Annotated in this window: 25 protein-coding genes; 4 read left to right on the plus strand and 21 right to left on the minus strand. The window is 40.8% G+C overall.

Translation table 11 applies throughout. The annotated features are described in order from the left end of the window. Nucleotides 1-2 precede the first annotated feature (2 nt). The 6 genes from CO686_RS06195 to CO686_RS06220 all read right to left on the minus strand — a co-directional run bounded on the left by CO686_RS06195 (nt 3) and on the right by CO686_RS06220 (nt 4,466). Nucleotides 3-854: an NAD(P)H-hydrate dehydratase gene (locus tag CO686_RS06195; protein ID WP_049549835.1), complete on the minus strand. Its 852-nt coding sequence runs from the start codon at nt 852-854 to the stop codon at nt 3-5. Between the two features lie 56 nt (nt 855-910). Beyond that, complete coding sequence (locus CO686_RS06200; RefSeq protein WP_096753625.1) at nt 911-1,684, minus strand: HAD hydrolase family protein; 774 nt, start codon at nt 1,682-1,684, stop codon at nt 911-913. A gap of 4 nt (nt 1,685-1,688) precedes the next feature. Further along, on the minus strand, nt 1,689-2,546 hold the full coding sequence (locus CO686_RS06205) for a bifunctional methylenetetrahydrofolate dehydrogenase/methenyltetrahydrofolate cyclohydrolase (RefSeq protein ID WP_049549837.1): 858 nt from the start codon (nt 2,544-2,546) through the stop codon (nt 1,689-1,691). A gap of 148 nt (nt 2,547-2,694) precedes the next feature. Next, a complete protein-coding gene (locus CO686_RS06210; protein ID WP_049549838.1) occupies nt 2,695-3,015 on the minus strand; it encodes a TfoX/Sxy family protein in 321 nt (106 codons plus the stop codon). Nucleotides 3,016-3,048: 33 nt separating this feature from the next. After that, nucleotides 3,049-3,783 (minus strand): amino acid ABC transporter ATP-binding protein, encoded by a 735-nt coding sequence (locus CO686_RS06215; protein ID WP_049549839.1) that lies wholly within the window; start codon nt 3,781-3,783, stop codon nt 3,049-3,051. Further along, the gene (locus CO686_RS06220) at nt 3,783-4,466 is read right to left on the minus strand and encodes an amino acid ABC transporter permease (protein ID WP_001011622.1); all 684 of its coding nucleotides are present in this window, start codon (nt 4,464-4,466) and stop codon (nt 3,783-3,785) included. The genes CO686_RS06215 and CO686_RS06220 overlap by 1 nt, the downstream gene beginning before the upstream one ends. 191 nt (nt 4,467-4,657) lie before the next feature. Here CO686_RS06220 and CO686_RS06225 point away from each other — a divergent pair, with 191 nt between their 5' ends. Then, nucleotides 4,658-4,888, plus strand: a complete 231-nt coding sequence (locus tag CO686_RS06225; protein WP_000443577.1) for a DUF1797 family protein — start codon at nt 4,658-4,660, stop codon at nt 4,886-4,888. A 237-nt stretch (nt 4,889-5,125) separates the two neighbouring features. Then, nucleotides 5,126-7,384, plus strand: a complete 2,259-nt coding sequence (locus CO686_RS06230; protein WP_084936956.1) for an ATP-dependent Clp protease ATP-binding subunit — start codon at nt 5,126-5,128, stop codon at nt 7,382-7,384. 43 nt (nt 7,385-7,427) lie between these two features. Here the strand turns inward: CO686_RS06230 and CO686_RS06235 are convergent, their stop codons facing one another. Together CO686_RS06235 and CO686_RS06240 are read right to left on the minus strand one after the other, a co-directional pair. Then, a complete protein-coding gene (locus CO686_RS06235; RefSeq protein WP_065371690.1) occupies nt 7,428-8,042 on the minus strand; it encodes a GyrI-like domain-containing protein in 615 nt (204 codons plus the stop codon). 54 nt (nt 8,043-8,096) lie between these two features. Next, on the minus strand, nt 8,097-8,999 hold the full coding sequence (locus CO686_RS06240) for a helix-turn-helix transcriptional regulator (protein WP_049549842.1): 903 nt from the start codon (nt 8,997-8,999) through the stop codon (nt 8,097-8,099). Nucleotides 9,000-9,175: 176 nt separating this feature from the next. Between CO686_RS06240 and CO686_RS06245 the strand changes: the two genes are divergently transcribed. Next, the gene (locus CO686_RS06245) at nt 9,176-9,628 is read left to right on the plus strand and encodes an NUDIX hydrolase (RefSeq protein WP_049549843.1); all 453 of its coding nucleotides are present in this window, start codon (nt 9,176-9,178) and stop codon (nt 9,626-9,628) included. 58 nt (nt 9,629-9,686) lie between these two features. Then, complete coding sequence (locus CO686_RS06250; RefSeq protein ID WP_000767203.1) at nt 9,687-9,986, plus strand: DUF1827 family protein; 300 nt, start codon at nt 9,687-9,689, stop codon at nt 9,984-9,986. 71 nt (nt 9,987-10,057) lie between these two features. Here the strand turns inward: CO686_RS06250 and metK are convergent, their stop codons facing one another. The 13 genes from metK to CO686_RS06325 all read right to left on the minus strand — a co-directional run bounded on the left by metK (nt 10,058) and on the right by CO686_RS06325 (nt 25,273). Then, nucleotides 10,058-11,248, minus strand: coding sequence for a methionine adenosyltransferase (gene metK / locus CO686_RS06255; RefSeq protein WP_049549844.1), 1,191 nt, complete (start codon nt 11,246-11,248; stop codon nt 10,058-10,060). 447 nt (nt 11,249-11,695) lie between these two features. Beyond that, a complete protein-coding gene (locus CO686_RS06265; RefSeq protein ID WP_096753626.1) occupies nt 11,696-13,075 on the minus strand; it encodes a VWA domain-containing protein in 1,380 nt (459 codons plus the stop codon). A 241-nt stretch (nt 13,076-13,316) separates the two neighbouring features. After that, the gene (locus CO686_RS06270; protein WP_096753627.1) at nt 13,317-14,660 is read right to left on the minus strand and encodes a DEAD/DEAH box helicase; all 1,344 of its coding nucleotides are present in this window, start codon (nt 14,658-14,660) and stop codon (nt 13,317-13,319) included. 131 nt (nt 14,661-14,791) lie between these two features. Further along, nucleotides 14,792-15,607: an endonuclease/exonuclease/phosphatase family protein gene (locus CO686_RS06275; protein ID WP_049500093.1), complete on the minus strand. Its 816-nt coding sequence runs from the start codon at nt 15,605-15,607 to the stop codon at nt 14,792-14,794. Nucleotides 15,608-15,658: 51 nt separating this feature from the next. Next, entirely contained in the window at nt 15,659-17,845 is a 2,187-nt protein-coding gene (locus CO686_RS06280) for a PTS transporter subunit IIBC (protein WP_080976194.1), read from the minus strand. A 218-nt stretch (nt 17,846-18,063) separates the two neighbouring features. Then, nucleotides 18,064-18,990, minus strand: coding sequence for a permease-like cell division protein FtsX (gene ftsX, locus CO686_RS06285; RefSeq protein ID WP_000625556.1), 927 nt, complete (start codon nt 18,988-18,990; stop codon nt 18,064-18,066). Then, nucleotides 18,983-19,675 (minus strand): cell division ATP-binding protein FtsE, encoded by a 693-nt coding sequence (gene ftsE, locus CO686_RS06290; protein WP_000022275.1) that lies wholly within the window; start codon nt 19,673-19,675, stop codon nt 18,983-18,985. Before ftsE ends, ftsX begins: the two co-directional genes overlap by 8 nt. A 17-nt stretch (nt 19,676-19,692) precedes the next feature. After that, nucleotides 19,693-20,788, minus strand: a protein-coding gene (prfB, locus tag CO686_RS06295; RefSeq protein WP_096753628.1) for a peptide chain release factor 2 whose coding sequence is annotated in 2 segments (ribosomal slippage) — nt 19,693-20,715 and nt 20,717-20,788 — 1,095 coding nt in all. Because the reading frame shifts where the segments join, the coding sequence is not laid out codon by codon here. Between the two features lie 110 nt (nt 20,789-20,898). Beyond that, nucleotides 20,899-21,555: a CBS domain-containing protein gene (locus CO686_RS06305; protein ID WP_000268643.1), complete on the minus strand. Its 657-nt coding sequence runs from the start codon at nt 21,553-21,555 to the stop codon at nt 20,899-20,901. 414 nt (nt 21,556-21,969) lie between these two features. Next, on the minus strand, nt 21,970-22,680 hold the full coding sequence (locus tag CO686_RS06310) for an ABC transporter ATP-binding protein (protein WP_000062204.1): 711 nt from the start codon (nt 22,678-22,680) through the stop codon (nt 21,970-21,972). Further along, complete coding sequence (locus tag CO686_RS06315; RefSeq protein WP_001186014.1) at nt 22,680-23,444, minus strand: ABC transporter ATP-binding protein; 765 nt, start codon at nt 23,442-23,444, stop codon at nt 22,680-22,682. The genes CO686_RS06310 and CO686_RS06315 overlap by 1 nt, the downstream gene beginning before the upstream one ends. After that, nucleotides 23,444-24,400 carry a branched-chain amino acid ABC transporter permease gene (locus CO686_RS06320; protein ID WP_000856263.1) on the minus strand — a complete coding sequence of 319 codons (957 nt, stop codon included), beginning with the start codon at nt 24,398-24,400 and terminating at the stop codon, nt 23,444-23,446. Before CO686_RS06320 ends, CO686_RS06315 begins: the two co-directional genes overlap by 1 nt. 3 nt (nt 24,401-24,403) lie before the next feature. Beyond that, nucleotides 24,404-25,273, minus strand: a complete 870-nt coding sequence (locus tag CO686_RS06325; protein WP_000941413.1) for a branched-chain amino acid ABC transporter permease — start codon at nt 25,271-25,273, stop codon at nt 24,404-24,406. Between the last annotated feature and the right edge of the window lie 84 nt (nt 25,274-25,357).

The following is a 25,357-nucleotide window of genomic DNA, read 5'->3' on the forward strand; positions in this document are numbered from 1 at the left end:
TATTAGCTGCCTTTTTGAGATATTTTTTTCATTGTTTTCGGAAGAGCTTTACTAATTTCGGTAGGCAAGACAAGGTAGTTTTCTTGAGCTAGTTCTTGCGCAATAGCTGAATGAAGGTGAGTTGCTGCCACCACTCTCTCATAGAGACTGACTTGGTGAAACTGACCTGCAAAACCTGCAATCATCCCAGCCAGAGTATCTCCCATCCCACCAGTTGCTTGATAGGGACCTCCAACCTGTAACTGATAATATTCAGACTGACCAGCTTTCCAGATACGAGTCGCTGAACCCTTCTCGACTAGAATCGTCCTTTGAGGAAAAGCAGAAAGAGCCCTAGCAGTCGCCTCTGTATTTTGATGGTCAAGAACTATACCAGACAGTCTTTCCCATTCCTTTTGGTGGGGAGTTAGGATGAGCTGACTAGATGGGAATGTCAAATGAGCTTTTGCTAAGATGCCCAAAGCACCGCCATCTGCAATCAAAATCTGGTCTTTTCTAAGGCTGTCAAAGAACCTTCTTACGAGTTCTTCTCCGAATGCATCCTCTCGCAAACCCGGACCTAGCAAGACAACTTCTGCCTTTTCCAACTGCTCTTTTAACAATTGCTGATCTTGAAGAGAAAATGCCATGGCCTCAGGTAAATGACTGTGTAGAGCAAGGATATTTTCCCTATCTGTTCCAACGGTCACCAAACCTGCCCCGCTTTTGACAGCTGCCAAGGCAGCCATGATGATGGCTCCACCATAAGGATAGGTCCCACCAAGCAAGAGCAGACGGCCATAGTCTCCTTTATGACTGGTACGAGAACGTTCAATAATAACTTTTTCTAATAAAGTTTGATCAATCACTTTCATCGATTTTTCCTCTCACTCCATTATACTACAAAAGGAGGGGCAAACCTCCTTCTACACTATTTTCCCTTAAATTCCGCAAAGGTCTGTAAGATTTTAGCTGCCACTGCTGGAGAAGGAGCTCCTTTTATCTCTAACGTGTCATCTGCATATGGAGTAAGGCCAGCAAAATCTCCTATCTGGACAGAATAGAGCGATGTTTTAAATAGTTCAATATCGTTTTGGTCATTTCCAAAAGCGATGAAGTTCTCCCCGCATAACTTTTCAACAGTTGTCGCCTTATGAGTATCCAAGGGATTAACATAAAGGCACTTTTCATGCGCATGATAGGAGAGATGAGCCTGTCCTAGTCTTTCTAGCTGACCAAGCAGATCATCAAGCAACTCCTCATGGTCACCCATATAAACGACTACCTTAATCGGAGTACCTAAGTCCTCGAGTTTCTGATGACGAGCTACCTTTAGGGGATCCACACTGGAAATAAATGGAATCTTCTCTACAATCTGTCCACTATAGTCAAAGCAATCATCTGCAAAAAAAGGGAGATTATAAGTCTGGCAATAATCCACTAGCGCATGATAAACTCTAGCATCGAGATTCCTTTCGAAGATAGCCTTCCCCAAATGATAGGCTACGCCACCATTCAAACCTATGACCAAGCGCTGACTGAGTTCAGGGCCTAATAAACCCAAGCAATCCCGATAAGAGCGAGCCGAGGCAAACACAAGCTCATGCCCATAATCTTCAGCCTTTAAAAGAACCTGCTGAATCTCCTCATCTATGGTCATGTAGTCAAAAGATAGCGTTCCATCCAGGTCAAATACGAATTTCATCTTCCTAGTCCTTATTTAGTGTTCGAAGCGCTGCCTGATAGGTTTGCTCCATTAGCATGGTAATCGTCATAGGACCAACTCCACCCGGTACAGGTGTGATGTGGCTAGCAAGTGGTGCAACAGCATCATAATCAACATCTCCACAAAGCTTGCCATTTTCATCTCGGTTCATCCCAACATCAATGACAACCGCTCCCGGTTTGACAAAGTCAGCTGTCACAAACTTAGCACGACCGATTGCAACGACAAGAATATCCGCCTTAGCAGCCACCTTGGCAAGATGATGGGTGCGTGAGTGGGTCAAGGTCACAGTCGCATTCTTAGCCAAAAGAAGCTGAGCCATTGGTTTCCCAACGATATTTGAGCGACCGATAACAACCGCATTTTTACCTTCTAGATCAATCCCATATTCATGAAACATCTCCATAATTCCTGCAGGTGTCGAAGGAATCATAACTGGATGACCAGACCAGAGACGCCCCATGTTTAGGGGATGGAAACCATCCACATCTTTTTCGGGGTCAATAGCTAATAAAACTGCCTCTTCGTCAATATGTTTTGGCAAAGGTAATTGAACCAAAATCCCATGCCAAGCTGGATCTTGATTGTATTTGGCAATCAAGTCTAACAATTCCGCCTGGGTAATGGCCTCTGGAACTCGCACTACTTCACTACGGAAGCCAGCAGCGAGAGCTGACCGTTCCTTATTGCGAACGTAGACTTGGCTGGCAGGATTGTCCCCCACCAAAATCACTACCAATCCTGGAACTAGACCTGTTTCTTCTTTTAGTTTGGCCGTCTTTTCAGCCAACTGTCCTTGTAACTTAGCCGCAAGAGCCTTCCCATCAATAATCTGAGCCATATCTCTTCTCTTTTCTATCAAATATCCTCTATTATATCAAAAAATAACTCGCCATCCTAACACTTCTTGCCTAATGGACCTTATAGTCTGAAACTATAAGAAAAAGCCCTTGTCGAGCTTTTATGCCTATTTATACTAGGTAAATCTGTCATGCTTTCTTTTTGACTTTTGGAGCCGGTAAGACTTCATACATCTCCTTAATTAATTTCATTAGAAATGATTTATCTTCAATGTCTTCTATCAAAATCATCTCCTTAGCTCCTTCATAAGGACGTTCAAGCCTAGTCTGTCCCAGTTGATCCATGACCACCTTCACAGGCTTCAGTAACAAACGATTATCATAAATTCCTCCAATAATCTTCCCACGATAATAAAGGATATACTCTCCCATCATTGGACGATAACTCATCTCCTCTAGCTCTGATAGCTGTTCGAGAATAAAATCTAAATATTCTTTACTGGAAGCCATGATGCCTACTCCATTTCTTCTAAAAATGAGGTATTACAAAACCTTACTCAAGAAATCTTTGGTTCTTTGTTCTTGGGTTTGTTCAAAGACTTGCTCTGGCGTTCCATCTTCGACAACAACCCCATCCGCCATAAAGATAACACGGTCTGCTACCTCACGCGCAAAGCCCATTTCATGAGTCACAATCACCATGGTCATCCCTGATTTAGCGAGGTCTTGCATAACAGCTAGAACTTCTCCAACCATCTCAGGGTCTAGGGCTGAAGTCGGCTCATCAAAGAGCAAAACATCTGGTTCCATAGCAAGTCCACGTGCAATGGCAATCCGTTGCTGCTGACCACCTGACAAACTCTGTGGATAAGCCGTCGCCTTATCTGGCAAGCCAACTTTTTCTAACAGTTCCTGTGCTCTTTTCTCCGCAACTTCCTTGCTTTCACCTTTGGTTTTAATTGGTGACAAAGTGATATTTTCCATCACTGTCATATTGGGAAAGAGGTTGAATTGTTGGAATACCATGCCCATCTTTTCACGCATGGCAAAAAGGTCATTTTTCTTATCTGTGATATCAACTCCTTCAAAGATAACCTTACCTTTACTTGCTTCTTCAAGGAGATTCATCGAACGAAGGAGGGTTGATTTCCCGCTCCCTGACGGACCAATAATGACCACAACTTCTCCACGTTTAATCTCAAGATTGATGCCTTTTAAAACTTCATTTTTCCCAAAAGACTTATGTAGTTCTTCAATTTTAATCAAGGTTTCTGTCATTATTTCTTGTCTCCTTGTCCAATATGTTTTTCAAATGCTTTCAACGCCACTGTCAAAACAGAGGTCATAATCAAATAGTAAAAGGCTGCAAATAAAAGAGGAGTCAACGGTAAATAAGTTGTTGTTGCTACTGTCGTTGCACCATTCCACAACTCCATCACCCCAATCGCTGATAAGAGGGAACTATCCTTGATAATGGTGATAAATTCGTTTCCAAGAGCTGGAAGAATATTTTTGATAGCTTGTGGCAAAATGACATAACGCATGGCATTTTTCGGACGAATACCTAGAGAATATGCAGCCTCTAACTGCCCTTTAGGAACCGCATTGATCCCCGCACGAACAGTTTCTGAAACATAAGCACCACTGTTCATAGAAATAATCAGAATACCAGGAATCAAACGAGAAAGATCAACTCCTAAAATTCCCACTTGAATAGTCGGAGCATTGATATGCATAAGGGCAAAGGCAATCATTATTTGAACCATCATTGGAGTACCACGGAAGATCCAAACATACACATTTGCAAACCAAACGAGCGGTTTAAAGCGTGAACGTTGGGCAAAGGCCAGTAACACACCTATAATGGTCCCTAAGCAGACAACAAGGATGGAAATCAATACGGTAATCAGAGCACCATAGTTAAAATATGGTAAATACTTTGGTAAAAAAGAAAAATTCATATTCAATCAACTTTCTATGTATTAGATTGTATGATTATAACATGAATTGAATTAAAATGCAATCCTTTTTCCCTAATTTTAACAATTAACTTGATAGAATAGAGAAATAGAGAGAAATCACAGTTTTTTTCTAGTCAACTACCTCTTGTTTATGGTAAAATAGAAACGATAAGAAATGGAGGAGAATCAAAATGGAATCACATTTGGTTAGAATCATTAACCGCCTAGAAGCAATGACAAAAGATGGTGGAAATCTAAAACGTAATTTTGAACGTGAAGGTGTTGTTGTCGCAGAAGTTGCATACAGCCATGACGAAGAAAACGGATCACTCTTCACCCTTCGCGATGTAGAAGCTCGTGAAACTTATACATTTGATAGCATTGATTTGATTGCAATGGAGATCTACGAACTCCTTTACTAATATAAAAACAACGGGCAGTAGGGCCCGATAAATGAGAATCCTTTTTGTCACCACAAATGGGATTTTTTCTTACCTTCAATGTCGCTGGATTCTTCATAAATCCCTCTTTTAAAAACGACCACTTCCCAATCTTTTTACTTGCTTTACACCTTAATCATGCTATAATGAGAGTATAAAACTTTGACTATTCTTGACCTTTTTCTTAGACCAAGAATAAGAATGAAATGAGGTAGATGTATGCTCTGTCAAAACTGTAAAATTAACGACTCAACAATTCATCTGTATACCAATATCAATGGACAGCAAAAGCAAATTGATCTCTGTCAAAATTGCTATAAAATTATCAAAACAGATCCAAATAATACCCTCTTTAAAGGAATGACTGACTTAAACAATCATGACTTTGATCCTTTCGGCGACTTTTTCAATGATTTGAACAATTTCAAACCTTCTTCTAATAACGTCCCTCCAACTCAATCTGGTGGAGGATATGGAGGAAACGGTGGTTATGGACCTCAAAACCGAGGCCCACTTCAAACACCTCCTAGTCAAGAAAAAGGACTCCTAGAGGAATATGGTATCAATATTACTGAGATTGCTCGTCGGGGAGATATTGACCCTGTTATCGGTCGAGATGAGGAGATTATCCGCGTTATCGAAATCCTAAACCGTCGAACCAAGAACAACCCTGTCCTTATCGGAGAACCAGGTGTTGGTAAAACAGCCGTTGTCGAAGGGCTAGCTCAGAAGATTGTCGATGGCGATGTTCCCTATAAACTCCAAGGCAAGCAGGTCATCCGTCTGGATGTAGTCAGTCTAGTCCAAGGAACAGGTATTCGAGGCCAATTTGAAGAACGTATGCAAAAGCTCATGGAAGAAATTCGCAAACGCGAGGACATCATCCTCTTTATCGACGAAATCCATGAAATTGTTGGTGCAGGGTCAGCAGGTGATGGCAATATGGATGCAGGCAATATCCTCAAACCAGCCCTTGCCCGTGGTGAATTGCAAATGGTCGGAGCCACTACTCTCAATGAATACCGTATCATTGAAAAAGATGCTGCTTTGGAACGCCGTATGCAGCCTGTCAAAGTTGATGAACCAACTGTCGAAGAAACCATTATCATCCTCAAAGGGGTTCAAAAGAAATACGAAGACTACCATCACGTCAAGTACACAGACGCTGCTATCGAAGCTGCTGCAAATCTTTCCAATCGCTATATCCAAGACCGCTTCTTGCCAGACAAGGCTATTGACCTGTTAGATGAAGCTGGTTCTAAGATGAATCTGACGCTGAACTTTGTTGATCCTAAAGTGATTGATCAGCGTTTAATTGAAGCTGAGAATCTCAAGGCTCAAGCTACTCGAGAGGAAGACTTTGAAAAGGCTGCCTATTTCCGCGATCAGATTGCCAAGTACAAGGAAATGCAGAAGAACAAGGTGACCGATCAGGATACTCCTATCATTAGCGAGAAAACAATCGAACATATCATTGAGCAGAAAACCAATATCCCTGTTGGAGAACTCAAAGAAAAAGAACAGTCTCAGCTTATCCATCTAGCAGACGACCTCAAAGCTCATGTCATTGGTCAAGATGAAGCTGTCGATAAGATTGCTAAGGCCATCCGTCGTAATCGTGTTGGACTTGGAACTCCTAACCGCCCAATCGGAAGCTTCCTCTTTGTCGGACCAACTGGTGTCGGTAAGACAGAACTTTCCAAACAACTAGCCATTGAGCTCTTTGGTTCTGCTGACAGCATGATTCGCTTTGATATGAGTGAATACATGGAAAAACACAGTGTGGCTAAATTGGTCGGAGCCCCTCCAGGCTATGTAGGCTATGACGAAGCTGGTCAACTGACTGAAAAAGTTCGTCGCAATCCTTACTCTCTCATCCTTCTCGATGAAGTTGAAAAAGCCCACCCAGATGTGATGCACATGTTCCTTCAAGTATTGGACGATGGTCGTTTGACTGATGGGCAAGGACGAACAGTTAGCTTTAAAGATGCTATCATTATCATGACTTCAAATGCGGGTACCGGTAAGGCCGAAGCCAGCGTTGGTTTTGGAGCTGCTCGTGAAGGTCGAACCAACTCTGTCCTCGGTGAACTCGGTAACTTCTTTAGCCCAGAGTTTATGAACCGTTTTGACGGCATCATCGAATTTAAACCTCTCAGCAAGGACAACCTTCTCCAAATCGTCGAACTCATGCTAGCGGATGTCAACAAACGCCTCTCTAGCAACAATATCCACCTCGATGTGACAGACAAGGTCAAGGAAAAGTTGGTTGACTTAGGTTATGATCCAAAAATGGGGGCACGCCCACTCCGCCGTACTATTCAAGACCATATCGAGGATGCCATCACTGACTTCTACCTTGAAAACCCAAGTGAAAAAGACCTCAAGGCAGTTATGACAAGCAATGGCAATATTCAAATCAAATCTGCCAAAAAAACTGAGAAAACAGAAGAGATTGCTTCTGAAATAGAAGAATAAATCTCATAAAAAGAACAGGAAACAAGATTTCCTGTTCTTTTTTTTAATTCTCTTCTTGAACTTGATAGCGAAGAATTGTTTTTAATTTGCTTGGCTCCGTTCGATGAAGGTTATTGAGATAAATTTCTCGGTGGACTTCCGAAGTTCTTTTGAGTTTATGAAGTTGACAAAAATGCTCCATCTCTGCAAAAGTCTCATTTTCAGTATCAAAAGGTCCTACATGAAGCATAGCAAGGATTTGGCCTTCTTCTATCATTTCAAAACGAATAGCCTCATAGAGAGGATTTGGCTTCTTGATTTTGACCTCGTTCAGAGCTACCTCAAATAGTTCTCGCGTAATAAAATCGGGTTGCCCAATCATAATGCTATAAGAAAGCTCACTTTTTACCAGTTCTCCCTCCTTCTCCTTTTTCCATACACCTTCTAAAGGAAAGACTGTAAAATCCGTGTAAACCTCATCCAGAGGAGCTTTTTTATACTTCATCTTTATCGCATAGGCTAAGGCATATAAGGCCCCTACGCGTTCTGAAAAATCTTCTTGATTTGGATCACCTTTACCATCAATCACGATATAGGATTGACCTGGCACCTGCAAGATGCTGGGCCTAGCTTTCACTTGATAAAGATTTTTTGCTTCTTTTCTCCATTCGTATTTCATTTGGTTCTTCTCCTTTCTATCTCTAGTATAGCACCAAAACCCTGACATCTTTTGTCAAGGTTTGTAAAGTTTTTGGATTTTTTCTAATCTAGAAAGCAATTCCTTCTTCAGATGATTGGGGGCGAGTATTTCCACCCCATCTAGATAAGACAGGAGGTAAGTATACAGACTTTCATGCTCTGGTAGGACTGTCTTGACATAATAACACCCATCTTTCCCCAAGCTAATCTCATCTTCTGAAAAATCTTCATAAACCCGGAAAGCAAGCTTGGGACTAAACTTCAAGGAAACTTTGATTTGATGTGCCACTTGATCTGAACTATCGATGCAATCCAGCACATTTTTCTGCTTCATAGTTTCAGTTGTTAGATGATAATTCCTAATTCTAGATAATTTGAAAAAACGCCACTCTTCTTTCAAACAACAGTAGGCATGAAGGTACCAATCTCTCTTTTTAAATACGAGTTTAAAGGGTTCGACTGTACGAATCGTTTTCTGACCACTCCCACCTAGATAAGTAATCACCAGTTGCCTTTTCTCTAGAATAGCATGTTTGATGTTATCAAATAATTCTTTTTGACCTTCTCGCTTCCTCCAGTCAGTCATGTCTACTTCTATCCAAGGGCTGGTAGAAACTTGAAAAATAGATTCCAACTTTTCAAGTAACATATCTTGCCTGTCATTTGTCAGGGCTTGAATTCCTTGCAAAGCTGATAGAAGTTCTAATTTTTCATCCTCCGACACGAGAGTACGATCCAGAACAAAGTCCTTCATTAAAAAGATTCCGCCCGTCTTTCCAGGTATCGAATAAAGGGGAATCCCCGCCATACTCAACCGCTCAATATCGCGATAAATCGTTCGTACAGATACTTCAAATAATCGGGCTAATTCAGGAGCTGTTGCACTGCCTTTTTCTAAAAGTAGATATAGGATACGAAATAGTCTTGATTCGGCCATATAATCACCTCTCTTTTATTATACCAGTTAAAGAGCTAGGGTTGGAAAGTTTAACGAGACAAGGATTGACCAAGACAAAGTAGCTTTTTCTGCACCAGTTCGTTGGTTTATTCTTGACAGCTAGCGCCTCGTCCATTATGATAATAATAAAGATACTAGAGAATGAGGAAAATGCAATGGCAAACCCAACTTATGGTGATAAAAAAGAGAATGTGACTTACCAGCCCCGCTATGGTGTGTACGCAGTTATTCCGGATGCGGAGAAAAAACAAATTGTCCTAGTTCAAGCTCCCAATGGTGCTTGGTTCTTGCCAGGTGGAGAGATTGAAGCAGGCGAAGATCATCAAGAAGCACTGAAGAGAGAACTAATCGAAGAACTTGGCTTTACAGCTGAAATCGGAATCTATTATGGACAAGCTGATGAGTATTTTTACTCTCGCCACCGTGATACCTACTACTACAATCCAGCTTATCTCTATGAAGCTATTTCTTTCCAAGAAGTACAAAAACCATTGGAAGATTTTAATCATATTGCTTGGTTTCCTATTGACGAGGCTATTGAAAAACTCAAACGTGGTAGCCATAAATGGGGAATTGAAGCTTGGAAAATCCAGCATGGAATTGGCTAAAATACACGATTTTATCCAAAAAGTGCTATAATAGAGTTAGAAAATCGGAGGAACTGTTATGAAGCTTATCAACACGACTAATTCACACTCGCAACTTGTTAAAAGCCAATTAGAAAGCACAGACGCAACTCTTGTCGAGGTCTATTCTGCTGGAAACACAGATGTAGTTTTCACACAAGCCCCGCTTCACTATGAAATCCTCATTTCCAACAAACACCGTGCTATTCGTGAACCTGAAATCGAAACTATCCAAGACTTCTTCTTAAAACGTAAAATCGACAAGGAAAGCATTGATGAAGCCAATATCAAGACGCTTTATTCTGATAAATTGATTGAGATTTCAATCCCTATAAAATAAGAAGACCAGCCAAAAGCTGGTTTTCTTTTGCAAAAAAGATTGGTAGTACACAACTACCAATCTTTTTCATTTTATTTCACAGCTTCTTTCAAAGCCTCTACCTTGTCCAAACGTTCCCATGGAAGGTCAATATCTGTACGTCCCATATGTCCATAAGCCGCTGTTTGACGGTAAATTGGACGTTTAAGGTCCAGCATTTGAATAATTCCTGCAGGGCGAAGGTCAAAGATTTGACGCGCTGCTTTTTCAAGCTTGCTTTCAGCTACTGTTCCTGTACCAAAAGTATCGATACGAACGGAAACAGGCTGGGCCACACCGATGGCATAGGCCAATTGTACTTCTGCCTTCTTAGCAAGACCTGCTGCAACGATGTTCTTGGCAATGTAGCGAGCTGCATAAGAGGCTGAACGGTCCACCTTCGTCGCATCCTTACCAGAGAAGGCACCACCGCCATGACGAGAATAGCCACCATAGGTATCCACGATGATCTTACGACCAGTCAAACCTGAGTCCCCTTGAGGTCCACCGATTACAAAGCGACCAGTTGGATTGATGAAGAATTTTGTTTGCTCATCCAAGTAAGAGGCTGGAATAACTTCTTTGATAACCTTGCTAATCACATCATTGTGAATTTGTTCATTGCTAACTTCTGGATCGTGCTGAGTTGAAATCACGACTGTGTCCACACGTACCGGACGGTCATTTTCATCATACTCAACTGTAACTTGTGATTTAGCATCTGGACGGAGATAGCTGATTTCACCAGACTTACGAAGTTCTGCCAAACGACGAACTAGCTTGTGGCTGAGTGAGATTGGCAATGGCATGAGTTCTTCTGTCTCATCCACCGCAAATCCAAACATGAGCCCTTGGTCTCCAGCTCCAATCAAGTCAAGCGGATCTTGATCTGCATTTCCACGAACCTCCAAGGCTTCGTTAACCCCTTGGGCGATATCTGGTGACTGCTCAACAAGTGACGGATGAACTCCCACCGTCTCCGCAGAAAAACCATATTCTGTATTCGTATAACCAATCTCTGCAATGGTGTCACGAACCACACGGTTAATATCCACATAAGCATGTGTAGAAATTTCACCAAAAACATGGACGGAACCAGTGTAGACAGCTGTCTCAGCAGCAACGTGCGCATCTGGATCTTTAGCTAAAATAGCATCCAAAATCGCATCTGAAATTTGGTCTGCAATCTTATCTGGATGCCCCTCAGATACAGATTCAGACGTGAATAATTTACGTTCTGACATAAAAATGTCCCCCCTTAAAAAATATTGTTATAGAGTTACAAAGTACTGATAGGTATTTCTATAGTCTAAGAGTTACGACGCGAAAGAAATAAAAACGATGTTTTTTTATTTCTGAAGCTAGTAAGGCGCATAGGGTGACCGCGTTATAGCGGCAACCGTAGAAGGACGAGCGACTTTGGAGTCGTCATTCTTTGCGAGTACAAAGTACTGATAGAAATTTCTACCATCTTATCGGGACTATATAACCTTATCATTATACCACTTCTTGCTTTTTTTTGCAGTATTTTCTCGAAATCGAAAAAAGAACCTTACGGCTCTTTTCTCGTCATAAAATTTCGGCTTGTGCTCCATAATACAGAAGGTCATACCTATGCTTATCTGCATACTTCATCTACAAACTACCTATTTTTTATCACAATGTTTTTACAAACAATCTTCCAGTTAGGTTTACTGTTCCTTTGACTTTCTATTGCTTACAGTTAAGCCAAGTCCAGCCATTAGGAGGCCAATTCCCACAATACCATAGTTCGCTGTATCATTACTTCCTGTATCAGGGAGTTTAGCTGCTTCTTGTTTATGAGCTGTAGCTACTGGAAGAGAGGTCGTTTGAATCGGATTCTCTGTCTGAACAACTGGTAGTGTTGTACGACGTTCTAGGTAGAATTGGTAATTATCTTTCGTTACCTTATAATTGTGTCCTTCAGTCACAGTTTCAACAATCAAAGACGCCACATCTTTAGTCAAGGTATCTCCAAATTGCTCACTTAAATCCAAAATTCTATTATCATTAGTAAAACCTTTGTAATATTTTTGGTAAGGACTTGAGGTTGCTACAATTCTCTCAATACCATTTGCAGTTAATGTTGCAATTGTGTCTGCAATCGTTGGAATTGACGGATTCTCCTTAATTGGAAAATCGGATAATAGGACAGCAAACCTTTTATTTTTAGGTGATTTTGACCAATCATATGTCGAAACAATTTGATTGAGTGCAGGTGTCGGCGTTTCTGCTGGATCACCTCCATTAGCAAGTTCAATTGCAGCGAGCGCTTTTTTTAGTTCGTCTGGATTAGATGTGAAATAAGAGTCACCAAACTTAGTTAGAATTGTACCTTCATCAGTTAAATTATACGTGCGGCCATAAAGCTCATCGCTAAATGTAGCTAAACCAAAGCGTGCAGTTACCCCATTATTCGCGAGATTATCGACAAATTTATTGACATTATCTCTTACAGTATCAATATTACTCTTCATTGATAAAGAACGGTCAACAACAAATACGATATCTGCTGATCCTGATTTGGAAATCGTTTTTGTATCTTTTATCATCTCTACGGACGTAGTTTTATCAACACGTTCATATTGAGTATAAGAATTTCCCTCTTCGTCTTTCCCAGTCAAAGTGCTCTCAGTTGTTTCAGTCTTTGGAGCAGGAAGTTCTTCGCTTTTTACAGGTGCCACTTCTGTCTTTGTGACTTCAACAGTTGCACTTTCTTCATGAATCTTTTGATCACCTTCTTGGCGTTCTTTCACGTCAATAGGTGAAACCTTCTTAGAAACATCAACAAGCTCTCCAGGTTTTGCATCTGATTTGTTAACGACTGGTTTCGCCTCATCAGCTTTAATTTCTGCCACAGCAGCTTCGACTGCCGATTTACTTGCTTCAGTTTTCTTTACTGTTTCAGTTGAAGCAGATGCCGGTTTTGTTGTTTCATCTGCAGACACTTGTCCGACCTGAGCAAAAGCAAACAAAATTGCTACAGAAGCCAACCCAACTTTCATTTTACGGAATGAAAAACGTTGTTGTTTCATAAATGATTTATCCATAGAAGTCCCCTTTTCTTTTCACGGATCATATTATATAATCCGATTGTTTTATAATTTGATAACACAAAATTGTATAGTTTTCAATTTTTTCCTTACGATTTCAATAAAATATTGGACTAAAAACAAGTTTTAAAGCAATTACTATTTTATTAATCAAATTATTTTGAATATATAATTATTGGCTACTTTGAATAGTTCAGGAAATAAAAACTCAGTAGAATCAGGTAATTCTACTGAGTTTTTAAAATGTTTGGCGTTTGGCTTTTCGCTCTGCACGGCCACGTGCACGATTTTCAGCACGCTTGGTTTTGCGACGTTTTTCATCCACCGCCCATTGAATCTTCTTCTTATAGCCAGGTTTGACTTTTTTCTTTTTCTTTTTAACCAAGCCAATCATTTCAATATCAAGCTTATCCTGCTTCTTTTCACGATTAGCACGACGATCACGGTCATAGGTATCTTGAAACTCTCCGTCTTTGACCATCTTAGGAGTAAACTTGATACCTAATTTTTCCAACTCACGGATATCCGAGTCATCACTAGGCTGGTAAAGGGTAATAGCCGTACCAGGCAGTCCGTTGCGCCCAGTTCGTCCAACACGGTGAACAAAGAAGGACAAGTCTTGCGGAATGGCATCATTGATAACATGACTAACACCTTCAATGTCAATCCCACGCGCTGCCAAGTCTGTTGCAACAATGTACTCAAAATCCAGATTTTTCACCTGATTCATGATCCGTTTGCGTTCACGAGGAGCAATATCTCCATGAATCTTAGCTACCTTCAATCCTTGAGCAGTCAAGTAGGCATGCAATTCATCAGCACGCGTTTTGGTGTTAACAAAAATCATTGCCAAATAAGGCTGCATCAACTGAGTCAGCTGGTAAATTTGAGCATTCTTGTCGCGGCCCTTGGTCGAAATCAACCAATTATCAATGGTATCTGAGATAACTGTCTTAGTCTTGATTTTTTCCATGACAGGATTTGACAAGTATTTTTTCAAGAACGGTTGCAATTTTTGTGGAATCGTTGCTGAAAAGACCATGAATTGCAAGTCTTTTGGAAGGCTCCCTGCAATCTTATCAACGGTTTCCAAGAATCCCATATCCAAGGCCATATCGGCTTCATCAATTACAAAGGTCTTGGCCTTGTGAATAGCCAAATCACCAGATTTGACCAAGTCATAGATACGACCTGGCGTTCCGATAACGATATGTGGTTGGTTGCTGGCAAGTTTTTCAATCTGACGCGCCTTATCCGTACCACCTACATAATTAACCACACGAACTTCGACATCTGAGTGAGCTGCAATCTGACGAGCTGCTTGGTAGATTTGAGTAGCCAACTCACGACTTGGAGCCGTAATCACTGCTTGCACACTATCGCTAGTTTCATCTAATTGCTGGAAAATGGGTAACAAGAAAGTATGAGTCTTTCCTGAACCTGTTTTTGACTCGCCCACCAAGTCACGACCTGCCAAGACAATAGGAATCAACTTTTCCTGAACTTCGGTAGGAGTCGTAAACTTCAACTCCTCCAAGGCTTCTACTATATAATTTTTAAATTGAAATTTCTTAAATGACATACTATCCTCGATTCTATCCTTTCAATTATACCATATTTTGTCCTATTGCAGTAGCCCCATTTGAGTCTCAGTCCTGTAGTAAAGATTCGAATAGATTAAAAGGTTGGAACCTCTGATTCCAACCTCTTTCATTATTTCCAGGTCAATACAGCATTCAAACCATAGTGATCACTGACTTGTGGACTATTTTGACCATCAAAAACTACTTGTAAACTCTCTACTTCCAACTCTTTGGTCGTAAAGACGTAGTCGATTCGTAGTGGCTCGGTATTGCCTTTCCAGCCATCAATTTCTGGTGGAACGGTATAGCTACCACTTCTTTCTTTCGCAACTTCAAACGCGTCTTGTAATCCTAATGGGCTAGCTAAAATCGCTTGATAGCCTTCCTGACCAGCTGGATTATTAAAATCACCCGCTAAAATTAGAGGTTTGTTCAACTCTTTTAGTACAGCCTCAAATCGTGCCCATTCTTCTTGGAAACCTTTATCCCACCAAGAGAGATGAACGCTTGCAAGAGCAAGTTCCTTACCTTCAACCTCTGTCTCAGCCAAGGCAACGCGGCGAGTATGATAGTCTGTTGGATCATCTACATCCGAAACTAAAATTTCTCTGGCTTTAATCGGTGTTTTAGATAAGATAGCTACGCCTTCATGGTAACGGTCATAACCAATATGATTATAAGCCCAAGTCCAGTAGTAGTTTTTCCCTTTCTCAGCCAATTTTTCAACCAGAAGTCGGACATAGTGATCCTGATGAATGGGTTCTGCTGATGGTAAAGCTTGATAGTGATTGTTAACCTCTACCTCAGGCGAAGTCATTTCTTGATTGATTTCTTGGAAACAAATCAAATCATAATCCTTATCAAGAATGTCTTGGAGTAAGATTTGGAATTTTTCCTCTGCTTCCTTCTCCATCCAACTGTGGGTATTGAGTGTTAGAAATTTCATGCTTTTCTCCTAAAACAAGAGGTTGGAAAACAGCTTCCAACCCCAAGTATATTACAATTCTACTTTAGCAACTGCTGTTTTAGCTGCAAGAGAACCTGTTTGTTCTAATTTAACTGATTTGAGGACATCACCATTTGTGAAGACAACCACTGTTGATGTTTTGCGTCCTGCTTCTCGAATAGCATCCAAGTCAGCTGTGACAAGAAGGTCACCAGCGGCCACTTTTTGTCCTTCAGAGACATGAACAGTAAATGGTTTTCCTTCAAGACTTACTGTATCCAAACCAATATGAACAAGCACTTCAAGACCTGAGTCAGTGACAAGACCAAGAGCGTGTTTTGTTGGGAAGATACTTGATACAGTACCAGTAACTGGAGATACAATGTTACCATTTGCTGGCTCTACTGCAAATCCATCACCCATCATTTTTTGAGCAAAAACTGGATCTTCCACTTGTTCTAAAGCAACAACTTGACCGTCAGCTACTGAGTAAACTTCTTCAGTTACACCTTTGTAGTGTACAGTATTTTGTTGAGTTTCTGTCATTTGGCTTGGAAGAGTTTCAGGAATTACTTCACCTGAGTCAAGGATATCTTGGATATCAGATTTCAATACGTCAGCTTTTGGTCCGTAGATAGCTTGGACACCTTGTCCTTTCATGACAAGACCCATAGCTCCTTCTGCTTTCCATTGTTCCTCAGTACCAACGCGATCTGCGTCTTTAACAGTTACACGAAGACGAGTCATACATGCATCCACATCTACGATATTTGCACGACCACCAAGAAGGTTAATGATGTTTACGGCTTGAGAAGCTGCTGCAACTTTTGGAGTTCCAGGAGCTGCTTCTTCTGATGTTCCTTCAGCTGTTTCGTAGTTTCCGTTACGTCCTGGAGTTGCGTAGTTGAATTTCTTGATCATGAAGTTGGCAATGAAGTACATGATAACCGCAAAGAGAACAGTTACCCAGATAAAGTTAACGATATCCATACCAATACCAGCATTAATTGCCAATGGTGTACGAGTCAAGAATTCAATTGAACCGAATGAGTGGACACGAAGGTGAACAATATCTGCCATAGCAAAGGCAGCACCTTGAACTACTGAATAAACAAGGTAAAGCGGTGTTGCGATGAACATGAACATATACTCGATAGGTTCAGTAACCCCTGTCAAGAATGTTGCAAGGGCTGTCGCAATCATCATACCCTTGTATTGGTGTTTCTTGTCAGCATCAACATTGCGGTAGATAGCAACGATGACACCCATCAAGATACCAAATGAACCGATCATTTGTCCAACTTTGAAACGAGCTGGAGTGACTGTTGTAAGAAGGTGTTGGTATTGGTCAGCATTTGAACCTTTAAGGTTAACAAGGTCAGTTACCCATGCAAGCCAAAGTGGATCTTGACCAAATACTTGTGTTCCTTTTGCAGCACCAGTTAACACTTCGTATGTTCCACCAAGAGCTGTATAGTTCATTGGGATAGTCAACATGTGGTGAAGACCGAATGGCAAGAGCAAACGTTCCAAAGTACCATACAAGAATGGTGCAAGAACTGGAGCAGTTTCTTGTGAGTTGGCAATCCAAATACCAAAGTTGTTGATACCTGTTTGAACTACTGGCCAAAAGGCAGCAAGTACAATTGCAGCAATAGTTGAACGAAGAATAACGACGAATGGTACGAAACGTTTACCATTGAAGAATGAAAGGGCATCAGGAAGTTTACGGAAGTTGTAGTATTTGTTATAAGCTGTTGCCCCAACAAAACCAGAGATAATCCCTACGAAAACCCCCATGTTAAGCGCTGGTGCCTCAAGAACGCTGATAAAGTAGTCAGCAACCTTGATTGAACCACCAAAGAAAGTAGTAACCATTGCTTCAGGGTTTTTCAACATATCACCTGTAACACCGAAGATAGTACCTGTGATACGGTTAATCAAGATAAAGGCAAGTCCGGCTGCAAATGCACCACCTGCACGTTCTTTTGCCCAGCTTCCCCCAATAGCAAGGGCAAACAAGATATGAAGGTTACCGATAACCCCCCAACCAATTTGCTCAAGGATTCCACCTGTAATCACTAGAGGAGCAAGGTTTGGGTCGATCATCACGATTGATTTACCGATTGAGATCATCAATCCCGCCGCTGGCATAACGGCGATAACCACCATTAAAGCCTTACCGAATTTTTGCCAAAATTCGAAAGACAAGACATTTTTGAATGTAGCTTTCATCATTCAAATCTCCTTTATTTTATTTAGGCAAACGTTTTACGAAAACGTTTGCATTTGGTTATGTATTAATTATACCACTTTTATTTTTTTTGTAAAGGCTTTTATAAAAAAATTGTCTATTTTTTTAATTTTTAGAAAGGAAAAAGAGAAGTTTACGAAAACTTCTCTTTTAAATATGTATTATTTTTCTGATTTGTTCTGCAATTTGCATTTAAATCCAACTAGATCTTCAAGAATCGACGCATTGAAATCCCTGAACCAATTGAACCAATGAAAATTCCGATTATAAATAATAGGACTGTCATCAAAGGGATAAACACATCTGGCGTAATCATTGACAAGTTTTGACCTACCAAGGATTTATTGACCGATTGATAAACCATATTGTAAACAAAGAATACAAGGACTGAAGGAATTGCTGCACCAAGCAAGCCAATAAAAGCACCTTCTAGCAAGAATGGACCACGGATATAGCCATTTTTCGCTCCTACAAGACGCATGATCTGAATCTCACGACTACGTGAAATAATAGTGATACGAATGGTATTGGAAATGAGGAAGACTGCGATAAAAATCAAGAGCCCTGCAATAACCAATCCCCAAACACGGATAAAGGAAGCTAGTTCAAAAAGTCGTTGAGTGTTGGCTCCACCATCTTGAACCTCTGATACTCCCTCAATTTTCTTAGCTTCTTCAGCTACCGTTTTAACATCACTCGGAGAATTTGTATCGACGATATAAGCATCATAGAGAGGGTTTGCATCCCCTTCAAAGACCTTCCAATCGTCACCCATTGTTTCCGTTAGTTTTTCGTACTGTTCTTCTTTACTTGAGAAGGTAACACTCTTAACAGCAGGCATAGCTTTCAAAGCATCATAGACCTTGTGGTAGTCATTATTGGTAACTGTCTGACCTTCTTTTTCAATCGTTTCACTGTTATCAGCTACATCCTTACGAATGTAAACCATGACCCGAACGTTGTTTTCAATATCGGTAGCCAGTTTTGCTGTATTAAAAATTACAGATGCAAACAGGGCAACAAGTGTCAAGGTAATCATAACCGAACTCACTGCTGCTACTGTCATCCAGCCATTTCGTTTTAAACTTTTTAATGATTCAAATAAATGGCGAAAAAATCTACTAATCATCGTATCCATATTCTCCTTTAGCTTCGTCACGAACGACACGGCCATTTTCAATGGCAATGACACGGTGGCGCAAGGTATTTACAATCTGGCTATTGTGGGTTGCCATCAAGACAGTAGTACCTTGGAGATTGATGCGTTCCAACAGATTCATAATTTCCCATGAATTATCTGGGTCCAAGTTTCCTGTTGGCTCATCGGCAATCAATACTTTAGGATTGTTGACAATCGCACGAGCAATCGCAATCCGTTGTTGCTCTCCACCTGAGAGTTCATTAGGGAAAGAGCGAACCTTATGTTTCAAACCAACCAGGTCCAATACTTCCATAACACGTTTTTTGATGTTGCGACGGCTCTCACCGATTACTTCCATTGCATAGGCAATATTCTCATAAACAGTCTTCTTAGGCAAGAGTTTGTAATCCTGAAAGACTACCCCGACACTACGACGTAGCAGTGGGACATCTTTCTTCTTAATTTTAACTAAATTAAAGCCTGCAACTGTTAGGCTTCCTTTTTCGATCTTTACTTCTCGGTATAAAGCTCGAATAAAGGTTGACTTACCTGCCCCAGAAGGTCCTACGATATAGGCAAACTCTCCTGGTTCAATGGTAACAGATACTCCACGCAGGGCAGTCGTTCCATTGTCATACTTTTTGACAACATCTCTCATTTCAATGATTGACATATGAGTTCCTTTCTATCTTAGCTGATTCGCCACTTGAGGTAGGCATCGATAAAACCATCAAGGTCTCCATCCATCACCTTATCTACCTGAGCAACTTCAAAGCTTGTACGGTGATCTTTTACCATAGTATAAGGCGTGAAAACATATGAACGGATTTGGCTTCCCCATGTGATTTCCTTTTTCTCACCTTTAAGGGAATCAACTTCCGCAGCTTTCTTTTCTTGCTCCATTTGATAGAGCTTAGCCTGCAACATCTTCATGGCACGATCTCTATTTCCATACTGGGTACGATCGACCGTTGATTGGACGACAGTTCCCGTAGGAATGTGTGTCAAACGCACACCTGTTGAAACCTTATTGACGTTTTGTCCACCAGCACCACCTGAACGGAAGGTATCCATTTTGATATCATCTTCACGAATCTCCACTTCGATGGTATCATCCAACTCAGGCATAACCTCTACGGATGTAAAGGAAGTATGGCGGCGTTTGGCAGAGTCAAATGGCGAAATACGAACCAAACGGTGAACACCCATTTCTGATTTAAGTAGGCCATAAGCATTGGGTCCTTCAAAAGACAAGGTCACAGACTTGATACCTGCTTCATCACCAGCTTGGTAATCCAAAACTTCTACTTTAAAGCCTTTGGCATTTCCATAACGAGTATACATACGAAGCAACATATCGCCCCAATCCTGTGCCTCAGTACCACCAGATCCTGGATGGATTTCCAAGATTGCATTATTATGGTCATAAGGTTCTGACAAGAGAAGGGTCATCTCGTAGCTGGTCATCATCTTATCCAGTTCTGTCAACTGTTCGACCAGTTCATCATGGACTGACTCGTCTTCTGCTAAAAAGTCCAATAAAATCTCAACTTCATCCTGCAACTCTTCCATTTTACGGAAGGTGTTATAGGTGTTTTTTAATTCATTTAATTCTTGCGACGTTTTTTGGGCCGCGATATTATCGTTCCAAAAATCAGGTTCTGTCATCTTGTTTTCCAAGATGGCAATCTCTTCCTCTAAGCCTTCGAGGTCAAAGAGACCCCCTGAAAGAAGCTAATTTTTCACGATTTGCGTCAATTTTTTGACGAATTTCTGAAATGTCCATAGATACTCCTTTTCATATCGTTTTATTATACCATAATCTCTCATTTCTTTCCATATTTTGCTTTTCACCGCTTTTGACGGCAAAAGAAAAGAGGCTCTAAAGCCTCTGGTTTAAAGGACTTTAGCAGAGGTATGAGTGATCTCCTCCACTTGAATTCCTTCTTTTTCAAACTTGTCCTTTAATGCAGTTAAATCGATTTTTCCATCAATTTGAACTTCGATAACGACCTTGCCATCCTTACGTGGAATGTTAACAGTATGGGAAATATTTAAATCCTCTTCTACAATTAGAGCTACAATTTTTCCCAGCACTCCTACTTCATTTTCTGTAATGAAACGAACGCGAATCCCCTCTTCTCCGTATCCAGCGATTTCCAAGAAAGCCTGAAAAACATCGCGGTCTGTAATGACGCCGTAGACCTGATGATTGTCTACGACTGGTAATATCCCAATTTTATTTTTCAGCATCAGGTAGGTCGCATCTTCTAGACTAGCATAGCCAGAAACCGTCACGACATCTCGAATCATTACATCTTTTACTTTGGTTTTATTCAGAAGATAATTCATCTCATAGATAGAGAGACTGGTTGCTTTAGATGGGCTGGCTTCCGCAATGGTTCCTTCTGTTACCAATCCGACTAATTGATCGTTTTCGATAACAGGTAAACGGTGCAAACCTTGCTCGCGCATCAAATCTGCTGCGTGTGCTACAGTCGTATCTGGACTGATATAAACTACCTTACGGGTCATGAAATCTTTAACTGCCATGAGACTTCTCCTTCTATATTGCTACTTTTATTATACACTTTCTTAGAAAATCTATCAAACGCTTTCATCTCTTTTTCAAGATTTTGAATAATCTGAGTCTTTTACAAAAAAGAGCTCTAATCTAGAGCTCTATATGTGCAAGTTAGCAATCATTATTTATATTTCTTTCAGTTGTTAAGGATACTAGCAACTAGTATTGAAAACCTATTATCATCTCCATCCACAACCTAAACTAGTCTCTCAGACTAGAGGAGAATTGCTTATGCAATCCTTATCCTCCGACTAAAAAGGTCCCCCGGACTAAAGGAGAATTGCTTACGCAATCTCCATCCGCAACCTAAACTAGTCTCCCAGACTAGAGGAGAATTGCTGCACAATTCTTATCCGCCGACCAAAAAGGTCCCCCGGACCTTTTTAGCCACCTAGATATGCTTTTCTGACTTCATCTGATGCTGCGAGTTCTTTTCCTGTTCCTGATAGGACAATCTTTCCTGTTTCAAGTACATAACCACGGTCAGAGATAGCAAGGGCCTTGTTAGCGTTCTGTTCAATTAGGAGAACCGTTGTTCCTTGCTTCTGAATATCTTGAATGATATCAAAAATTTCTTGGATAAAGATCGGGGCAAGTCCCATTGACGGCTCATCCAAGAGAAGGAGCTTAGGTGTAGACATGAGAGCGCGTCCCATAGCCAGCATCTGCTGTTCACCACCTGAAAGAGTTGCCGCATCTTGGTTTTTACGCTCTTCAAGACGTGGGAAGCGTGAGAAAACTTTTTTCAAGTTAGCTTGATTTTCTTCACGATTTTTCTTCAAGAAAGCTCCCATTTCCAAGTTTTCCATAACAGTCAAACCTGGGAAAACATGGCGTCCCTCAGGAACTTGTGAAAGACCACCTGCCACGATTTTTTGCGCAGGCAACTTTTGAATTTCTTTTCCCAAAAACTCAATTTTACCAGCACTTGGACGAACCAAACCTGAAAGGGTACGAAGAATGGTTGTTTTACCAGCACCATTAGCACCAATCAAGGAAACAACTTCACCTTCATTAACCTCGAAACTTACATCACGAACTGCTTGGATCATACCGTAATGCACAGAGAGGTTTTCAACTTTTAACATAGACATTAGGCTTCACCTCCTAGATAAGCTTCGATAACGCGTTTGTTGTTCTTAATCTCATCCGGAGTCCCATGAGCAATCAACCGACCATATTCAAGAACATAGATACGCTCAGTGACTTCCATAACCAAATTCATATCATGTTCGATAAGCATGATGGTAATTTTAAATTCATCTTTGATACGACGGATCAATTCTGTCAATTCAGCTGTTTCTTGTGGATTCATACCAGCTGCAGGTTCATCCAAAAAGAGAATTTTAGGTTCAGTTGCTAGAGCACGAACGATTTCTAATCGACGTTGTTGGCCATAGGCCAGATTCTTAGCAAGAGTATCTGCGTCGCCATCCAAATCAAAAATCTTCAGCAAGTCCAAAGCTTTGCTTTTTAATTCTTCCTCATTCTTATAAAAAGCTGGTAGGCGTAGGAAGCTCGCAAGGACATGTTGTTTATGATGATTACTAAATGCAATCAAAACATTTTCCAAAACTGTCAAGTCCTTGAACAAACGAATATTTTGGAAAGTACGACTGAGACCAAGTGACGCAATCTTATAGGGAGTTTTCCCATTTAGGAGGTGACCATCTAATGTGACAGTACCTTCGCTTGGTTCATAAACACCCGTCAAGAGATTGAAAAGGGTTGTTTTTCCAGCTCCGTTTGGTCCAATCAAACCAACCAATTCTCCCTCGTTCAATTCAAGAGTGACATCTCCAACAGCTGTTAGACCGCCAAAATGTTTGGTTAACTGTTTAACTTCAAGTAATGCCATTAGTTTTGTCCCTCCTTCTTAGATTTTTTAAAGAAACGTGATAGACTCAATTCCCATGTTCCAAGAAGTCCACCTGGTCTGAAAATCATAACCAATACAAGAGCCAAAGCGTAAATGATCATACGTACGCTAGCCACATCTTGAAGGAGCATATTTAAAATTCCCAAAACAATCGCAGAAACAATCGTACCTGTAATAGAACCAAGTCCTCCAAATACAACAATGATCAAAACGTTGATTGAGTTGATGAAAGTATAATCTTTTGGTACAACTGAACCGATAAATCCTGCCTGAAGAGAACCAGCAATACTTGCTGTAATGGCACCAAAGACAAAAGCGATAATCTTGATCTTTGTAGTATTTACCCCAACGGACTCCGCAGCAATCTCATCCTCACGAACAGATAGAGTAGAGCGTCCAATCGGACTACGTAAGAAGTTAAGGGTTGCAATAGTTGTGATAATAACAAAAAGGTAAACCATTTGCCAAGTTGTGAAGTTAGGGATACCCAAGATACCAGCAGCACCGTTGGTCAAACTTCCACCATTAATGATAAAGATACGAATGATTTCTGAAACACCTAGTGTCGCGACGGCCAAATAGTCCCCCTTCAAGCGTAGAGTTGGAATTCCAACGAGCAAAGCGACTGCACCAGAAATCAAAGCGCCCAAGACCATCGCTCCAAAGAAAGCACCATAGGTTGGTGATTTTGAACCAATAATCGCTGCTGCATAAGCCCCAATTGCCATAAAACCTGCATGACCGAGTGAGAATTGGCCTGAAAAACCAACGATTAAGTTCAAACCTACTGCAAGGATGATATTAATCCCAATTTGTTCTAAAATTTGGACATGGAATAGATTGAGAACACCAGCAGAAACCAGTACACTAATCAATCCATAACCCGCTAACAGAAGGAATAACCAGAGAATATTTACTTTAAGATTTGTCTTCATTGTTTACACCTTCTCTTTCACATTCTTACCAAGGATACCTGCAGGTCGAACAATCAGAATCAAAAGCAAGATTCCATACACGATAGCATCACGGAAATCAGACATACCGAAGGCAGTAGCAAAAGTTTCCAATAAGCCAATCACAAATCCCCCTAGAGCTGCACCAGGAATAATACCGATACCACCAAGAACGGCCGCAACGAATGATTTTAGACCTGGAGTCACACCCATCAAAGGTTCAAGAGAGTTGTAGTAAAGGGCAATGAGGACACCTGCCGCACCAGCAAGGGCTGAACCCAAAGCAAAGGTGAAACTGATTGTACGATTTACATTAATTCCCATCAATTGAGCAGCATCACTATCAACTGATACCGCACGCATGGCTTTCCCCATTTTTGTTTTTTGGACGATCAATTGTAGCAAAACCATCAAGAGGACAGAAACTGCTAAAATCATCAATTGAACGTTTGTCAAGCTAATTGGTCCCAAGTCAAAGCGGACTGTTTCAATTGCTTGAGGAAAGGCACGAGTATTGGCACCTACTAAATAAACCATTCCGTATTCCAGTAGGAAAGACACTCCGATGGCAGTAATCAATACAGCAATACGTGTAGAGTGTCGTAAAGGACGGTAGGCAAGAAACTCAATCACAACACCAAGTAGTGCTGTCCCTGCCATTGAAATAATTAAAGCTAAAAAGAAATCCATTTGGAAAGAATTAATCAAAAAGTAACCAATAAAGGCACCCATCATGTAAATATCACCGTGGGCGAAGTTGATGAGTTTGATAATTCCATAAACCATGGTATAACCCAGAGCCAAAAGTGCATAAACACTACCCAGAATTAGACCATTCACAAGTTGTTGGAGCATAGCATTCACTCTTTTCTATCGTTATTTTTTAGAAAATTTCATTATTTTCACAAGTTCATAAACACCGAAACAGGGAGTGAGTCA

The sequence above is a fragment of the Streptococcus oralis genome (assembly GCF_002386345.1).
Classification (GTDB): Bacteria; Bacillota; Bacilli; order Lactobacillales; family Streptococcaceae; genus Streptococcus; species Streptococcus oralis_S.

What these genes read in the sequence shown, in the direction of transcription:
- CO686_RS06195 (WP_049549835.1), bottom strand. Translation starts at nt 854, where the DNA reads ATGAAAGTGATTGATCAAACTTTATTAGAAAAAGTTATTATTGAACGT.
- CO686_RS06200 (WP_096753625.1), bottom strand. Translation starts at nt 1,684, where the DNA reads ATGAAATTCGTATTTGACCTGGATGGAACGCTATCTTTTGACTACATG.
- CO686_RS06205 (WP_049549837.1), bottom strand. Translation starts at nt 2,546, where the DNA reads ATGGCTCAGATTATTGATGGGAAGGCTCTTGCGGCTAAGTTACAAGGA.
- CO686_RS06210 (WP_049549838.1), bottom strand. Translation starts at nt 3,015, where the DNA reads ATGGCTTCCAGTAAAGAATATTTAGATTTTATTCTCGAACAGCTATCA.
- CO686_RS06215 (WP_049549839.1), bottom strand. Translation starts at nt 3,783, where the DNA reads ATGACAGAAACCTTGATTAAAATTGAAGAACTACATAAGTCTTTTGGG.
- CO686_RS06220 (WP_001011622.1), bottom strand. Translation starts at nt 4,466, where the DNA reads ATGAATTTTTCTTTTTTACCAAAGTATTTACCATATTTTAACTATGGT.
- CO686_RS06225 (WP_000443577.1), top strand. Translation starts at nt 4,658, where the DNA reads ATGGAATCACATTTGGTTAGAATCATTAACCGCCTAGAAGCAATGACA.
- CO686_RS06230 (WP_084936956.1), top strand. Translation starts at nt 5,126, where the DNA reads ATGCTCTGTCAAAACTGTAAAATTAACGACTCAACAATTCATCTGTAT.
- CO686_RS06235 (WP_065371690.1), bottom strand. Translation starts at nt 8,042, where the DNA reads ATGAAATACGAATGGAGAAAAGAAGCAAAAAATCTTTATCAAGTGAAA.
- CO686_RS06240 (WP_049549842.1), bottom strand. Translation starts at nt 8,999, where the DNA reads ATGGCCGAATCAAGACTATTTCGTATCCTATATCTACTTTTAGAAAAA.
- CO686_RS06245 (WP_049549843.1), top strand. Translation starts at nt 9,176, where the DNA reads ATGGCAAACCCAACTTATGGTGATAAAAAAGAGAATGTGACTTACCAG.
- CO686_RS06250 (WP_000767203.1), top strand. Translation starts at nt 9,687, where the DNA reads ATGAAGCTTATCAACACGACTAATTCACACTCGCAACTTGTTAAAAGC.
- metK (WP_049549844.1), bottom strand. Translation starts at nt 11,248, where the DNA reads ATGTCAGAACGTAAATTATTCACGTCTGAATCTGTATCTGAGGGGCAT.
- CO686_RS06265 (WP_096753626.1), bottom strand. Translation starts at nt 13,075, where the DNA reads ATGGATAAATCATTTATGAAACAACAACGTTTTTCATTCCGTAAAATG.
- CO686_RS06270 (WP_096753627.1), bottom strand. Translation starts at nt 14,660, where the DNA reads ATGTCATTTAAGAAATTTCAATTTAAAAATTATATAGTAGAAGCCTTG.
- CO686_RS06275 (WP_049500093.1), bottom strand. Translation starts at nt 15,607, where the DNA reads ATGAAATTTCTAACACTCAATACCCACAGTTGGATGGAGAAGGAAGCA.
- CO686_RS06280 (WP_080976194.1), bottom strand. Translation starts at nt 17,845, where the DNA reads ATGATGAAAGCTACATTCAAAAATGTCTTGTCTTTCGAATTTTGGCAA.
- ftsX (WP_000625556.1), bottom strand. Translation starts at nt 18,990, where the DNA reads ATGATTAGTAGATTTTTTCGCCATTTATTTGAATCATTAAAAAGTTTA.
- ftsE (WP_000022275.1), bottom strand. Translation starts at nt 19,675, where the DNA reads ATGTCAATCATTGAAATGAGAGATGTTGTCAAAAAGTATGACAATGGA.
- CO686_RS06305 (WP_000268643.1), bottom strand. Translation starts at nt 21,555, where the DNA reads ATGGCAGTTAAAGATTTCATGACCCGTAAGGTAGTTTATATCAGTCCA.
- CO686_RS06310 (WP_000062204.1), bottom strand. Translation starts at nt 22,680, where the DNA reads ATGTCTATGTTAAAAGTTGAAAACCTCTCTGTGCATTACGGTATGATC.
- CO686_RS06315 (WP_001186014.1), bottom strand. Translation starts at nt 23,444, where the DNA reads ATGGCATTACTTGAAGTTAAACAGTTAACCAAACATTTTGGCGGTCTA.
- CO686_RS06320 (WP_000856263.1), bottom strand. Translation starts at nt 24,400, where the DNA reads ATGAAGACAAATCTTAAAGTAAATATTCTCTGGTTATTCCTTCTGTTA.
- CO686_RS06325 (WP_000941413.1), bottom strand. Translation starts at nt 25,273, where the DNA reads ATGCTCCAACAACTTGTGAATGGTCTAATTCTGGGTAGTGTTTATGCA.